Below are 798 nucleotides of genomic sequence, written 5' to 3'. Positions count from 1 at the left end.
CGCCGTCCACCACGGTCCCCCCGGTCACGACCACGCCCCCCACCACGGCCCCGCCGACGACGAGCACCCCCGGGTGCTCCACCACGTCCCCGAGCGCCCCGCCGACCACCTCGGCCGCGCCCACCACGGCCCCGGACCCGTGCGCCCCGGCCACGACCACCCCGGCAGGCTCCCCCGCCCCGACCACGTCGGGCAGCGCCGCCGGTTCGAGCGTCACCGCCACCCCGTAACAACCGCACGCGCGGAGGCCGCCACCCCGACCACGGGGTGGCGGCCTCCGCGCGTATCCGGCCAGAAATGCGGATCAAGGCGACAAAGCGATGACGACCACCCCGAAAACCGCCGGCCCCATCACCAACCGCCCGCTCCCCCCAGGCACAGCCGCTGACCACCCCACCAACCTGCGGCCGGGCGGCCGTCCACGCCGACCCCACCAGGCGCAGCGACAACCAGCCACCCAGCACACCGCCGGCCCGGCGGCCGCCCAGCCGACCCCGCAGGCACAGCCCGCAACCACCCCGGCAACCGCCGGCCGGGCAGCCAACCCCGCCCGCCGAACCCACCGGGCGCAGCCACCAGCCACCCCACCAACCGGGCGATCCACCAGCGACCCCCACCCACCTGACGATCCGGCGGCCAGCCACGCCAAGCCCCACCGGGCGCAGCCGCCAACCACCCCACCAACCGGCGGCCTGGCGGCCAGCCACCCCGAGCCGTCAGCGGCGCAGCGGCCGACCACCCTCGCAACCGCCAGCCCGGCGCCAGAATGCCCGGGTGGGTGGATGTGCTTGGGTGGGG

General features: G+C 77.4%; 1 pseudogene. It reads right to left on the bottom strand.

What is annotated here, in order from left to right:
* Positions 1 to 217: pseudogene (locus tag UO65_RS01600) on the bottom strand (hypothetical protein); the annotation flags it as partial.
* Positions 218 to 798: the final 581 nt, after the last annotated feature.

Source organism: Actinokineospora spheciospongiae (assembly GCF_000564855.1).
Lineage (GTDB): Bacteria > Actinomycetota > Actinomycetes > Mycobacteriales > Pseudonocardiaceae > Actinokineospora > Actinokineospora spheciospongiae.
The sequence above is the reverse complement of the archived record's forward strand: the minus strand, read 5'-3'. Positions and strand labels throughout refer to the sequence as shown.